Consider the following 12,582-nt stretch of genomic DNA (forward strand, 5'->3'; position numbering starts at 1 on the left):
GTCTGTTCTCGTCTGTCAGAGTTTGTTCAAAGCCAGGCCCGCCCAGGTGGCCAGCAGGCTGATGACCACGCTGGCCAAGGCATAGCCGAGGGCGGTCGCGAGCTGGCCGCTTTCCAGCAGGCGCAGGGTATCCAGGGAAAAGGAGGAAAAGGTGGTCAGCCCGCCCAGGAAGCCGACGATCAGGCCGGCACGCAGCTCCAGCGGCAATTCCGGGCGCAGCAGGAACAGGCCGAAGAGATAGCCGATCAGCAGGCAGCCGACAAGGTTTACCGCCAGGGTGGCCAGGAAAAAATGCTGCGGCCAGTGGGCGGTCACCCAGTTGGCGGCGGCAAACCGCAGCAGGCTGCCCAGCGCGCCACCGCCCGCCACAGCGAGCACGACACTGATCATGGGCGCCTCCGCTGCCGGGTGCTGTTGCGATCCAGCGCGGCCAGGTGCTCGAGCTTGTCGCGGATCTTCAGCTCCAGGCCGCGCGGCACCGGCTGGTAGTAACGGCGCGGCTCGAGCGCTTCGGGGAAATAGTCCTCGCCGGCGGCGTAAGCGTCCGGCTCGTCGTGGGCGTAGCGGTATTCGTCGCCGTAGCCCAACTGCTTCATCAGCTTGGTGGGTGCATTGCGCAGGTGCAGCGGCACTTCCAGCGAGCCGGAAGCCTCCACGTCGCGCCGCGCCGCGTTGTAGGCCGTGTACACGGCGTTGCTCTTCGGCGCGCAGGCCAGATAGACGATCGCCTGGGCCACGGCCAGTTCGCCTTCCGGGCTGCCGAGGCGTTCCTGTACGTCCCAGGCATTCAGGCACAGGGTCAGCGCGCGCGGGTCGGCATTGCCGACTTCCTCACTGGCCATGCGCACCACGCGCCGGGCGATGTACAGCGGGTCGCAGCCGCCATCGAGCATGCGGGCGAACCAGTACAGGGCGGCGTCCGGGTTGGAGCCGCGCACCGATTTGTGCAGCGCGGAGATCTGGTCGTAGAAGGCTTCGCCACCCTTGTCGAAGCGCCGCCGGGTGTCGCCGAGCAGGTTCTGCAGGGCTTCCGGGCTGATGGCCTCGCCGTCCTCGACCAGGTCGGAGGCGTTCTCCAGCAGGTTGAGCAGGCGGCGCCCATCGCCGTCGGCGGCGGCCAGCAGGATCTGCAGGCTTTCCTCGGGCAGGCTGAGCCGGCGGGCGCCCAGGCCCTTCTCTTCGCTCAGGGCGCGCTGCACCAGCTTGCGCAGCGCCGCCTCGTCGAGGCTTTTCAGCACATAGACGCGGGCGCGGGACAGCAGCGCGTTGTTCAGCTCGAAGGACGGGTTTTCGGTGGTGGCACCGATGAAGATCAGCGTGCCGTCTTCCACGTAGGGCAGAAAGGCGTCCTGCTGACTCTTGTTGAAACGGTGCACCTCATCGACGAACAGGATGGTTCGTCGGCCAGACTGGGCGGCGTGCTGCTGGGCGATTTCCACGGCCTGACGGATTTCCTTCACGCCGGACAGAACGGCGGAAATCGTCTCGAAGTGCGCGTCGGAAACCTGCGCCAGCAGCCGCGCCAGGGTGGTCTTGCCGACCCCGGGCGGGCCCCAGAAGATCATCGAGTGCAGCGCGCCCTGTTCCAGCGCCTCGCGCAGCGGCTTGCCGCGCGCCAGCAGGTGTTCCTGCCCAACGTACTCGTCCAGATTGGCCGCGCGCAGGCGAGCGGCCAGGGGCTGGGCGGGAGGGGTTTGCTGGAACAGGTCCATGGAAACGCTGGCATGCCTCGGTTAATCGTGAATCACATCGGTTCCCGGCGGAGGCTGGAAACTGAACAGTTTCTGCTCCAGCGGCAGGTTCATCCGCACGCCGGAAAACAGGATGTTGGTGCGCTGGCCGACGCTGTCGATCAGTTGCATGTCGTTGATCACGCCATTGCGAAACGACAGGCGCAGGTTATCGAACAGGCTGTCCTTGGCCTTGGGCCGCAGGATGAAATCGGCCACGCCACTGGTTTCCTGATAGCTGACCTCGAAATTGTCGCTGATCCGCGACACGTCGCCGGACAGTAGCAGCGCCGGGGTATGGGTCAGGCGCTGATCCAGCTTCTGGATGGTCACCTGCTCCAGGTCCGGATCGTACAGCCAGACCTGCTTGCCGTCGGAGACCAGCAGCTGTTCCAGCGGCGGGTCGGTATGCCAGCGGAACTGGCCGGGGCGCTTGAGCGCCATCTCGCCGGTGGATTCCTGCAGGTTGGTGCCGGAGGCATCCAGGGTCAGCTGGGAGAAACGCCCCGACAGGGTCTGGGATTTTCCGAGCAGGTCAGTCAGCCGCTTCACCGCGGCGGCATTGTCCGCCTGCGCGGGAAGGACGGCAAGGCCAACGGCCAGTATCAGAAGGCGCAACAGGTTCATTGAATTCCTCGCAGTCAGTCGCGGATCGGCGCCGGCGCAATCACTTCGCGCGAGCCGTTGGTGTTCATGGGCGTCACGACCCCGGCCATTTCCATGGCCTCGATCATGCGCGCGGCGCGGTTGTAGCCGATCTTCAGCTTGCGCTGCACGGCGGAAATGGAGGCGCGCCGGCTTTCGGTGACGAAGCGCACCGCCTCGTCGTAGAGCGGATCTTCCTCGCTGCCCTCGCCGCCTTCGCCGCCCCCCTCGAAGCTGCCGGCGCCGCCTTCGTCAGCACCGGACAGGATGTCCTCGATATAGTCGGGGGCGCCGCGCTGCTTCCAGGCCTCGACGACCCGGTGCACCTCGTCATCGGACACGAAGGCGCCATGCACGCGCATCGGCAGCCCGGTGCCCGGCGGCAGGAACAGCATGTCGCCGTGGCCGAGCAGCTGTTCGGCACCGCCCTGGTCGAGGATGGTGCGCGAGTCGATCTTGCTGGACACCTGGAACGCCATGCGCGTCGGAATGTTGGCCTTGATCAGACCGGTGATCACGTCCACCGAAGGACGCTGGGTGGCCAGGATCAGATGGATGCCAGCGGCGCGGGCCTTCTGGGCGATGCGCGCGATCAGCTCTTCCACCTTCTTGCCGACGATCATCATCATGTCGGCGAATTCGTCGACCACCACCACGATGGTCGGCAGCTTCTTCAGCAGCGGCGGCTCGTCCTCGAAGTTCTGCCGCTTGTACAGCGGGTCGGTGAGCGGCGTGCCGGCTTCCTCGGCTTCCTTGATCTTGCGGTTGAAGCCGGCCAGGTTGCGCACGCCCATCGCGGCCATCAGCTTGTAGCGCCGCTCCATCTCGGCGACGCTCCAGCGCAGCGCGTTGGCGGCCTCCTTCATGTCGGTGACCACCGGGCACAGCAGGTGCGGAATGCCTTCGTAGATGGACAGCTCCAGCATCTTGGGGTCGATCATGATCAGCCGCGCGTCTTCGGGCGTGGACTTGAACAGGATCGACAGGATCATGGCGTTGACGCCCACCGACTTGCCCGAACCCGTGGTGCCGGCCACCAGCAGGTGCGGCATCTTGGCCAGGTCGGCAAACACCGGGCGGCCGCCGATGTCATGCCCCAGCGCCAGAGTGACCGGCGACTTGGCGCTTTCGTACTCCGGCGCGGAGAGCACCTCGGAGAAGTGCACGATCTGCCGGTCTTCGTTGGGAATCTCGATGCCCACGGTGGTCTTGCCGGGGATGACTTCCACCACGCGCACGCTGATGATCGCCAGGGAGCGCGCCAGGTCCTTGGCCAGGTTGGAAATGCGGCTGACCTTGATGCCGGGCGCCGGCTGGATCTCGAAACGGGTGATCACCGGGCCGGGGTAGACGTTCTCGACCGTCACCTCGACGCCGAATTCCTTGAGCTTGAGCTCCAGCAGCCGCGACATGGCTTGCAGCGCTTCTTCCGAATAGCCGCTGGCCTTCTTTTCCACCGCATCGAGGATGGACAGCGGCGGCAGGGTGCCTTCCAGCGCATTGGCGGGAACCGCGGCGGGTTTGAGCTTGGGTGTCGCGAAAACCGGGTCATCCAGCCGCGGCGGAGGCGGCAGCTCACTGATCACTGGCGCTTTGCGCGGCACAGGTTCTACGACCGGCGGCTGTGCTGCCCGGGGCTCGGGTGCCGCCACCGGCTTCTTCTCGCGAGCCAGCAGCCGCTGACGCGCACGCTTGAGCTCCTCGGCGTCCTCCAGCAAGGGCGGCTCGACAACGTCGCCCAGCACCGGCTCCTCGACCCTCCGTGATACCACCGGTTGGGCGGCGCGCGTAGCCTGGCGCGTCGTCCACCAGTTGGCGATGGCGCTCTGGATCAGCTCGCCAAGGTCCAGGACGATCTTGCCCAGCAGGTCCATGACGCGGAACCAGGAGAGATCGGTGAATACCGTCAGGCCGAACAGGAACAGGGCCAGGAACATCAGGGTGCTGCCCTGCACGTTCAGGGTCTGCTCGGCCAGGTAGCCGAGGCTTTCCCCCAGGGCGCCGCCCGCAGAGGCCGGCAGCCAGGCCGCCGGTTCAAAATGCAGATGCGCCAGCGCCGCCCCGGACAGCACCAGGAAGACCAGGCCGATAGCCCGCCAGGAAATCAGCCAGCCACTCACATGCCAGGATGCATGGCGCAGCTGGAACATGCGCCAGCACTTGAGCGCCAGCAGCACGGGAAACAGATAGGCGAAATAGCCAACCCCACCAAACAGCAAATCGGCGAACCAGGCACCGGCCCGTCCGGCGGCGTTCTGCACCTGATCGACCCGCCCGCTGCGGAACAGACCCGGATCGGTGCGTTCGTACGTCAGCAGGGCCATGATCAGGTAGAGGCAGAGCGCGCCCATGGCAATCAGGGCGCCCTCCTTCAGGCGCACCGGCAACTGCCGGCGCCATTCGGGAGTCTCAACACTGCGGGTGGAAGTTTTCTTCAAAACGCGTTTCCTGCATCTGGGGCGGGCGTGGATCAGGTCGCATTCTACGGCTTTGCACGCCTGTCGCCACGCAAGCTATCGCCATGATAGAGCGGAGCGCGTTCCCGCGTTCGCAACCTTCGGTGTAGGATTACCGGCAGTTTTTTCGGGCCGGCCTGAATTGGACCACGCACTCTTTATCGAACAAAGGCTTATGAGGTTTTTTTATGAATGAAGTCAAGCATTCGCGGCTGATCATTCTGGGCTCCGGCCCAGCCGGCTATACCGCCGCCGTGTATGCCGCGCGCGCCAACCTCAAGCCACTGGTCATTACCGGCATCCAGCCCGGTGGCCAACTGACCACCACCACCGAGGTCGACAACTGGCCGGGCGATGTCGAAGGCCTGACCGGTCCCGCGTTGATGGAGCGCATGCAGAAGCATGCCGAGCGCTTTGACACCGAGATCGTCTACGACCACATCCACACCGCCGAGTTGCAGCAACGTCCCTTTATTCTCAAGGGTGATAGCGGCACCTACAGCTGCGATGCGCTGATCATCGCCACCGGCGCCTCGGCTCAATATCTGGGCCTGCCTTCCGAGGAAGCATTCTCCGGCAAGGGCGTGTCCGCCTGCGCCACCTGCGACGGTTTCTTCTATCGCAACCAGGTGGTGGCAGTGGTTGGCGGCGGCAACACGGCGGTCGAGGAAGCGCTCTACCTGGCCAACATCGCCAAGGAAGTGCACCTGATCCACCGCCGCGACAAGCTGCGTTCCGAGAAGATCCTGCAGGACAAGATCCTTGAACGCGCTGCCACCGGCAACATCCGCCTGCACTGGAACCACACCCTGGAAGAAGTGCTGGGTGACAACAGTGGCGTTACCGGCGTACGCCTGAAGGACACCCAGAGTGGCATCGAGAAGACCCTGGACCTGGCAGGCGTATTCATTGCCATCGGTCACAAGCCGAACACCGACCTGTTCAGCGGCCAGCTGAACATGCGCGACGGCTACCTGGTGATCAACGGCGGCATCGAGGGCAACGCCACGGCCACCAATATCCCGGGCGTATTCGCCGCCGGCGACGTGGCCGACCACGTCTATCGCCAGGCGATCACCTCGGCGGGCGCCGGCTGCATGGCCGCGCTGGACGCCGAAAAGTATCTCGACAGTCTCTGATTGAGCGGGCGGCCGTTCGGCCGCCCTCCTCCGCCCATGCTTGCCTGGCTGGATCGAGACACTCTCGACTTCCCTCCCCTCGAACAGGCGCTGCGAGAACCCAATGGGCTGCTCGCGGCGGGCGGCGACCTGCGCCCCGAACGGCTCATCCGGGCCTACCGCCACGGCTGCTTTCCCTGGTTCCAGGACGGCCAGCCGCCGCTCTGGTGGTCGCCCGATCCGCGCACCGTTCTGTTCCCCGAGGAGCTGCACGTCTCGCGCAGCCTTGCCAAGTGCCTGCGCCAGCAGGTGTTTCGTGTCACCTTCGACCAGGCCTTCGCCGAGGTGATCGATGCCTGCGCCGGGCCACGTCGCAACAGCGATGGCACCTGGATCACCCACCCGATGCAACAAGCCTACCGGCAGCTGCACGAACTCGGCATCGCCCATTCGGTCGAAGTATGGCAAGCGGACCAACTCGTTGGCGGCCTGTACGGTCTGGCGATGGGGCAGCTGTTCTTCGGTGAGTCCATGTTCAGCCGGACCACCAACGCTTCCAAGGTCGGCTTCGTCACGCTGGTGCGACACCTGCAGGACTGGGGCTTCGTCCTCATTGACTGCCAGATGCCAACACGCCACCTGGAAAGCCTTGGCGCCCGCTCCATTCCACGTGCCGAATTCGCCACCTACCTGCACCGCCATCTGGACCAGCCCAGTTCAGCCAGCTGGCGCGCCTAGGCGTTCCAGACCGGCTGACTTACACTCCCCCTCAATCCATTGAGGTAAGCGACCCATGACCGAGCTGGCTCGCCTGAAGTTCTATGCCACCCAGCCCCATCCTTGCAGCTACCTGCCGGGAGAGCAGGCCACCACGCTCTTTCTCGACCCCAGCCAGCCCATGGATGCGCACATGTACGCCGAGCTCTCGGAAATGGGCTTTCGGCGCAGCGGTGATCACCTGTATCGCCCCCACTGCCAGCATTGCAACGCCTGCATCCCTGCGCGCATCCCGGTCACCCGCTTCCACCCCAATCGACAGCAGCGCCGCATCCTCAAGCGCAACGCTGACCTGCAGGTTACATCACGGCCGCCGCACTTCAGCGAGGAGCTCTATGCGCTGTACGCCCGCTATATAGAGCAGCGGCATGCCGACGGCGACATGTACCCGCCCAGCCGCGAGCAGTTCCAGACCTTCCTGGTACGCAACCTGGCCTTTGCCCGCTTCTTCGAGTTCCGCAAGGACGGTTACCTGTTGGCTGTGGCGGTCACCGATGTGCTGCCTAACGGCCTTTCCGCTGTGTACACCTTCTACGCGCCGGAAGAGGAACATCGCAGCCTGGGCCGCTACGCCATCCTCTGGCAGATCAACGAAGCCGCACGCCTGGAACTTTCCGATGTCTATCTGGGCTACTGGATCAAGAATTGCCGGAAGATGAATTACAAGACGGAGTACCGCCCCATCGAGCTGCTGGTCAACCAGCGCTGGGTCAGCCTGACCTGAGACTTGGCGTGGCGGGGCATTTTCGGGCACAATGCACGCCGCTTTTGCCAGGGTCCATAGGCGACCCGGCTTTCATGAATACCGAGGGCAATACTGCATGTCGAAAGAAGACAGCTTGGAAATGGAAGGCACTGTCGTCGACACCCTCCCCAACACCATGTTCCGTGTGGAGTTGGAGAATGGGCATGTCGTAACCGCGCACATCTCCGGAAAGATGCGCAAGAACTACATCCGCATCCTGACCGGCGACAAGGTGCGCGTCGAACTGACGCCTTACGACCTCAGCAAGGGCCGCATCACCTACCGCGCCCGCTGAAACCGAGTTGCCCGAACGCCCGGCCCTGCCGGGCGTTTTTGTTTGTGCGCCATTTTCGTGGCAAAAAAAGCCCGGGCATGACCCGGGCTTTTTTGCCACTGGTGATCAGGCGACCTCGGCGCTGGTCTCGTATTCGAAGACCAGCTCATCACCCGCCACATCGATGTGCACCACACCGCCATGCTCGGCCAGCTCGCCAAACAGGATCTCCTCGGCCAGCGGCCGCTTGATCTTGTCCTGGATGAGCCGCGCCATGGGCCGAGCGCCCATCTGTACGTCGTAGCCGCGCTCGGCCAGCCAGCCCCGCGCGGCGTTGCTGACATCCAGCTGCACACGCTTGTCCTCGAGCTGGGCCTGCAGTTCGGTGAGGAACTTGTCGACGATGCTCTTGATGACCTCGTGACTGAGCCGGCCGAACTGGATGATGGTGTCCAGGCGGTTGCGGAACTCGGGCGAGAAGGTCTTCTTGATCACTTCCATGGCATCCGTGGAGTGATCCTGCATCGTGAAACCGATGGAGGCACGCGAAGCGGTCTCGGCGCCAGCGTTGGTGGTCATGATCAGGATGACGTTGCGGAAATCCGCCTTGCGTCCGTTGTTGTCGGTCAGGGTGCCGTGGTCCATGACCTGCAGCAGCAGGTTGAAGACTTCCGGATGCGCCTTCTCGATTTCGTCCAGCAGCAGCACGCAATGCGGCTGCTTGGTGATGGCCTCGGTGAGCAGCCCGCCCTGGTCGAAACCCACATAGCCGGGCGGTGCGCCGATCAGGCGGGACACGGTATGCCGCTCCATGTATTCGGACATGTCGAAGCGCACCAACTCGACGCCCAGCGAACGCGCCAGCTGACGCGCCACCTCGGTCTTGCCCACGCCGGTGGGACCGGCGAACAGGAACGAACCGACTGGCTTGTCCGGCGCCTTGAGCCCTGCGCGGGACAGTTTGATGGCCGTGGCCAGCGAGTCGATGGCCTCGTCCTGGCCGAACACGGTGAGCTTGAGGTCACGCTCCAGGTTGCGCAGCAGCTCCTTGTCGGAGCTGGAAACATGCTTGGGCGGAATGCGCGCAATCTTGGCAACGATGTCCTCGACCTGCGCGACATCGACGCATTTCACTCGGCGGTCGGCCGGCTGCAGGCGCTGATAGGCGCCCGCTTCGTCGATCACGTCGATGGCCTTGTCTGGCATGTGCCGATCATTGATGTAACGGGCAGCCAGCTCGGCGGCGGCGCGTAGCGCTTCGTCGGTATACTCGATCTCGTGGTGGCTTTCGAAGCGGCCCTTGAGTCCGCGCAGGATACCGATGGTGTCTTCGACCGAGGGCTCGGTGACATCCACCTTCTGGAAGCGCCGCGCCAGTGCCCGGTCCTTCTCAAAGATGCCGCGGAATTCCTGGAAGGTCGTGGAGCCGATGCAGCGGATCTCGCCGGACGACAGCAACGGCTTGAGCAGATTGGAAGCATCCATCACCCCGCCCGAGGCCGCGCCGGCACCAATGATGGTGTGGATCTCGTCGATGAACAGGATGGCGTGCGGCCGCTTGCGCAATTCGTTGAGCAGTGCCTTGAAGCGCTTTTCGAAATCGCCACGGTACTTGGTCCCGGCGAGCAGCGCGCCCAGATCCAGGGAATAGACGACGCTATCGGCCAGCAGATCGGGCACCTGGCGATCAACGATACGCTTGGCCAGACCTTCGGCGATCGCCGTCTTGCCGACCCCCGCCTCGCCCACCAGCAGGGGATTGTTCTTGCGACGCCGCGCCAGGATCTGCGCGACACGCTCCACCTCCGGCTCGCGGCCGACCAACGGATCGATGCGCCCCTGGCGCGCCAGCTCGTTGAGATTGGTGGCATAGGCATCCAGGGGATGACCAGCACTGCTGGACTCACCGCCCTCCTCGTCCTGCATGTCCTCGTTATCCGCGTGGTCGGCCTGGCCAGGCACACGCGAGATGCCATGGGCGATGTAGTTGACCACATCGATGCGCGCCACGGTCTGCTGCTTGAGCAGGAAGACTGCCTGGCTCTCCTGCTCGCTGAAGATCGCGACCAGCACGTTGGCACCGGTCACTTCCCGCTTGCCGGAGCTCTGCACATGGAAGACGGCGCGTTGCAGAACGCGCTGGAAGCCCAGCGTCGGCTGGGTTTCCCGCTCCTCGTCATGCGGCGGAATCAGCGGCGTGGTCGAATCGATGAACTCCCGGAGGTCATGACGCAGCTTGTCCAGGTCGGCCCCACAAGCACGCAGCACACTGGCTGCCGCCTCGTTATCCAGCAAGGCAAGCAGCAGGTGTTCGACAGTCATGAACTCGTGACGTTTGGCCCGCGCCTCTTTGAACGCCAGATTGAGGGTGACTTCGAGCTCTCGGTTCAACATGGCTTACCTCCCCACGCGGCCGGATTCAGCCGTCCTTCTCGATCTCACAGAGTAGCGGATGCTGGCATGTACGGGCGTATTCGTTGACTTGCTCGGCCTTCGTCTCGGCGATATCGCGAGTAAACAATCCGCAGACAGCCCGGCCCTCGGTGTGCACGGTCAGCATGATTCTTGTTGCCTGTTCCCGATTCAGCGCGAAGAACCGCTCCAATACCTCCACCACGAAATCCATCGGGGTGTAGTCGTCGTTATACATGACGACCTTGTACAGAGGCGGCGTCTGCAGTGCCGGCCTGGCCTCTCCGACGAGCAGGCCGGAATCGTCATCTTCATGCCAATCGGGACGGTCCTGATTGAATGTTAGTCGAATCTGCTGATCTGCTTGCATGCTCGGAAAGGGGATCAAAAAGCTGACAGGTGATGGGTTTGACCGGCGTCTCAGCCGCCCGCTCACTTCCTTGACTCTCGGGAAATCGGTGATACAAACAAAGTGTACCCCTTCGGGTAACCGGTGGTTCCATGCCACGGCCGTTTCGCCTTCACATGGAATTGAAGTCGATGATACTCCAGTGATGGAGTCCTTTGCAGAGGGAAAATCAGCATGCTCAGCGGTAAGGTCAAGTGGTTCAACAACGCCAAGGGCTACGGGTTCATCGTTGCTGACGGCCGAGATGAGGATCTGTTCGCCCACTACTCAGCAATCCAGATGGACGGATACAAGACACTCAAGGCCGGCCAGCCGGTCCACTTCGAAATACTCCAGGGTCCCAAGGGCCTGCACGCGGTGAACATACGCTCGATCGCCTCCGTCGAGGTTGCGTCCCCCGTCACCAAGACACCGCAGACACAAGGCGCCTGACGCCAGGACGGTACAAAACCAATAAAAAAGCCGACCCTTGCGGGTCGGCTTTCTTTTGCGTGCCGAAACAGTCTTACATGTGCTTGATCATGGCGTCGCCGAAGGCGGAGCAGGACAGCAGAGTCGCGCCGTCCATCAGACGCTCGAAGTCATAGGTGACCGTCTTGGCGCCGATGGCACCGTTGGTGCCCTTGATGATCAGGTCGGCGGCTTCGGTCCAACCCATGTGGCGCAGCATCATCTCGGCGGAGAGGATGATGGAGCCCGGGTTGACCTTGTCCTGACCGGCATACTTCGGCGCGGTGCCGTGGGTCGCTTCGAACATGGCCACGGTATCGGACAGGTTGGCGCCAGGCGCGATGCCAATGCCACCCACCTCGGCCGCCAGGGCGTCGGAGAGGTAGTCGCCGTTCAGGTTCAGGGTGGCGATGACATCATACTCGGCCGGACGCAGCAGAATCTGCTGCAGCATGGCGTCAGCAATGGCGTCCTTTACCACGATGGTCTTGCCGGTATTGGGGTTCTTGAACTGCATCCACGGGCCGCCATCCAGCAGCTCGGCGCCAAACTCGTCACGCGCCACCTCGTAGCCCCACTCCTTGAAGGCACCTTCGGTGAACTTCATGATGTTGCCCTTGTGAACGATGGTCACAGAGCTGCGATCGTTGTCCACGGCGTACTGCAGCGCCTTGCGCACCAGACGCTTGGTGCCTTCCTGGGAAACCGGCTTGATGCCGATGCCACAGTTTTCGGTGAAGCGGATCTTCTTGACGCCCATTTCCTCGGTGAGGAACTTGATGACCTTCTCGGCCTCGGGGCTGCCAGCCTTCCACTCGACACCGGCATAGATGTCTTCGGAGTTTTCGCGAAAGATCACCATGTCCACGTCGCCAGGCTTCTTAACCGGGCTGGGCACGCCTTCGAACCAGCGCACCGGGCGCTGGCAGACATACAGGTCCAGCTCCTGACGCAGCGCCACGTTCAGGGAACGGATGCCGCCCCCGACCGGAGTGGTCAGCGGGCCCTTGATCGACACCACATAGTCACGCACGGCTTCCAGGGTTTCCTTGGGCAGCCAGGTGTCCTGGTCGTAGACCTGGGTGGCCTTCTCACCCGCATAGACTTCCATCCAGGCGATCTTGCGCTTGCCGCCGTAGGCCTTCTCCACGGCAGCATCGACGACCTTGATCATTACCGGGCTAATGTCGACGCCAATGCCGTCACCCTCGATAAAGGGAATGATGGGGTTGTTCGGCACATTGAGGGTCATGTCGGCGTTGACGGTGATTTTGTCACCGTTCGCGGGGACCTGGATCTTTTGGTAACCCATGCTGGACTCCATTTCGTTGGATGAGTGTTTCCGCGCCAGAGCTTAGCCAATTGCCCCCCCGGTGGAAACTATACCCTCGTCGCACGCCGCCCCACCCGGAGATGTCCCGCCCGGCCGCCTTTGCCCCGCTTACAGAGAGATAGGGGCCTTGTGATATAGTTCGCCGCCGCGGGAGCATAGGGACATCCCAGTCTGACTGAAGTAACCCGCTTCATGGTCGAAAACTACCCCTTCTTGACCATCCGCAGACATCC

Annotated in this window: 12 protein-coding genes; 5 read left to right on the plus strand and 7 right to left on the minus strand. The window is 63.3% G+C overall.

Annotation, left to right across the window (positions count from 1 at the left end):
* Positions 1-15: 15 nt before the first annotated feature.
* The 4 genes from crcB to PT85_RS16320 are packed head-to-tail and all read right to left on the minus strand — an operon-like array spanning position 16 to position 4,726.
* A complete protein-coding gene (gene crcB / locus PT85_RS16305) occupies positions 16-390 on the minus strand; it encodes a fluoride efflux transporter CrcB (RefSeq protein ID WP_039607254.1) in 375 nt (124 codons plus the stop codon).
* Complete coding sequence (locus PT85_RS16310; RefSeq protein WP_039607255.1) at positions 387-1,712, minus strand: replication-associated recombination protein A; 1,326 nt, start codon at positions 1,710-1,712, stop codon at positions 387-389. Before PT85_RS16310 ends, crcB begins: the two co-directional genes overlap by 4 nt.
* Positions 1,713-1,733: 21 nt before the next feature.
* Positions 1,734-2,357, minus strand: coding sequence for an outer membrane lipoprotein chaperone LolA (gene lolA, locus PT85_RS16315; protein WP_027591098.1), 624 nt, complete (start codon positions 2,355-2,357; stop codon positions 1,734-1,736).
* A gap of 14 nt (positions 2,358-2,371) precedes the next feature.
* Entirely contained in the window at positions 2,372-4,726 is a 2,355-nt protein-coding gene (locus PT85_RS16320; RefSeq protein ID WP_052199829.1) for a DNA translocase FtsK, read from the minus strand.
* 293 nt (positions 4,727-5,019) lie between these two features.
* Between PT85_RS16320 and trxB the strand changes: the two genes are divergently transcribed.
* The 4 genes from trxB (at position 5,020) to infA (ending at position 7,766) form a co-directional block, all read left to right on the plus strand.
* Complete coding sequence (gene trxB / locus PT85_RS16325; RefSeq protein WP_027591100.1) at positions 5,020-5,970, plus strand: thioredoxin-disulfide reductase; 951 nt, start codon at positions 5,020-5,022, stop codon at positions 5,968-5,970.
* A 36-nt stretch (positions 5,971-6,006) separates the two neighbouring features.
* A complete protein-coding gene (gene aat / locus PT85_RS16330; protein ID WP_027591101.1) occupies positions 6,007-6,687 on the plus strand; it encodes a leucyl/phenylalanyl-tRNA--protein transferase in 681 nt (226 codons plus the stop codon).
* 55 nt (positions 6,688-6,742) lie between these two features.
* Positions 6,743-7,450, plus strand: a complete 708-nt coding sequence (locus PT85_RS16335) for an arginyltransferase (RefSeq protein WP_039607256.1) — start codon at positions 6,743-6,745, stop codon at positions 7,448-7,450.
* A gap of 97 nt (positions 7,451-7,547) precedes the next feature.
* Positions 7,548-7,766 carry a translation initiation factor IF-1 gene (infA, locus tag PT85_RS16340; RefSeq protein WP_027591103.1) on the plus strand — a complete coding sequence of 73 codons (219 nt, stop codon included), beginning with the start codon at positions 7,548-7,550 and terminating at the stop codon, positions 7,764-7,766.
* 105 nt (positions 7,767-7,871) lie between these two features.
* On the opposite strand, the gene clpA is transcribed toward infA, so the two are convergent.
* On the minus strand, positions 7,872-10,139 hold the full coding sequence (gene clpA / locus PT85_RS16345; RefSeq protein ID WP_039562129.1) for an ATP-dependent Clp protease ATP-binding subunit ClpA: 2,268 nt from the start codon (positions 10,137-10,139) through the stop codon (positions 7,872-7,874).
* 25 nt (positions 10,140-10,164) lie between these two features.
* Positions 10,165-10,527 (minus strand): ATP-dependent Clp protease adapter ClpS, encoded by a 363-nt coding sequence (gene clpS, locus PT85_RS16350; protein ID WP_027590913.1) that lies wholly within the window; start codon positions 10,525-10,527, stop codon positions 10,165-10,167.
* Positions 10,528-10,740: 213 nt separating this feature from the next.
* On the opposite strand from clpS, the gene cspD reads away from it, so the two are divergent.
* A complete protein-coding gene (cspD, locus tag PT85_RS16355) occupies positions 10,741-10,998 on the plus strand; it encodes a cold shock domain-containing protein CspD (RefSeq protein ID WP_027590914.1) in 258 nt (85 codons plus the stop codon).
* 73 nt (positions 10,999-11,071) lie between these two features.
* Here the strand turns inward: cspD and icd are convergent, their stop codons facing one another.
* Positions 11,072-12,328, minus strand: coding sequence for an NADP-dependent isocitrate dehydrogenase (icd, locus tag PT85_RS16360; RefSeq protein WP_027590915.1), 1,257 nt, complete (start codon positions 12,326-12,328; stop codon positions 11,072-11,074).
* Positions 12,329-12,582 lie beyond the last annotated feature (254 nt).

This window comes from Pseudomonas flexibilis, assembly GCF_000806415.1.
Taxonomy (GTDB): Bacteria; Pseudomonadota; Gammaproteobacteria; order Pseudomonadales; family Pseudomonadaceae; genus Serpens; species Serpens flexibilis.